Source organism: Mesorhizobium sp. M7A.F.Ca.CA.002.09.1.1 (genome assembly GCF_003998555.1).
GTDB classification, from domain to species: domain Bacteria; phylum Pseudomonadota; class Alphaproteobacteria; order Rhizobiales; family Rhizobiaceae; genus Mesorhizobium; species Mesorhizobium ciceri.
Genome location: NZ_RZRR01001495.1, coordinates 1 through 640, shown reverse-complemented (window position 1 = coordinate 640; position 640 = coordinate 1). Strand labels below are relative to the sequence as shown.

General features: G+C 62.5%; 1 protein-coding gene. It reads right to left on the bottom strand.

Annotated features, from left to right (window positions below):
* Positions 1-7: 7 nt before the first annotated feature.
* A partial coding sequence (gene tam / locus EN994_RS34260) for a trans-aconitate 2-methyltransferase (protein ID WP_127308294.1) occupies positions 8-640 on the bottom strand: 633 nt, incomplete at its 5' end.

Sequence of the window (640 nt, the reverse complement as noted above, 5' to 3'; positions counted from 1 at the left end):
TGGATAATCAGGCCCGCTTGGCAACGATGAAGATGCGTGGAAAGCGCAAAAGCACCTTGCCGCTAGCCGTTTTCGGATAGGCCTTGGCGATCTTGGCCGTGTAGCTTTCGAGGAACATCGCCCGTTCGTCGGAATCCAGCGGATCGAGGAACGGTTTCAGGCCCGTCGACTTCACCCATTCGACGATCGCCTGCGCGTCGGCAAGCGGGTGGTTGTAGATGGTATGCCAGATATCCAGCCGATCACTGAGCGGCGACAGGAGGTCATAGTAGGACGACACCGGCGGCAACGGCCCGCGTGCCGCGCCCTTGAGCTTTTCGGCAAACGGCAATTCGGCGGCGGTCTCGCGCATCAGGCGGTGGGAGTCCTCGCCCAGATTGTCGGGCATCTGGATGGCAAGCGCGCCGCCTGGCGCGAGGAAACCCATCAGCCGCTGGAAGACTGCGGGATGCTCGGGCAGCCACTGGAACACCGCATTGGCAAAAATCACGTCGACCGGCTCCGCCGGCTGCCATTTGGAGGCATCGGCCAGATCAAAGGTGACCTCGGGCAAGCGAGCCCGCGCCTTCTCGATCATGTCGGGCGAAGTGTCGAAGCCGCTCACCTCAGCATCCGGCCAGCGCTCGACAAGCAGTTCGGT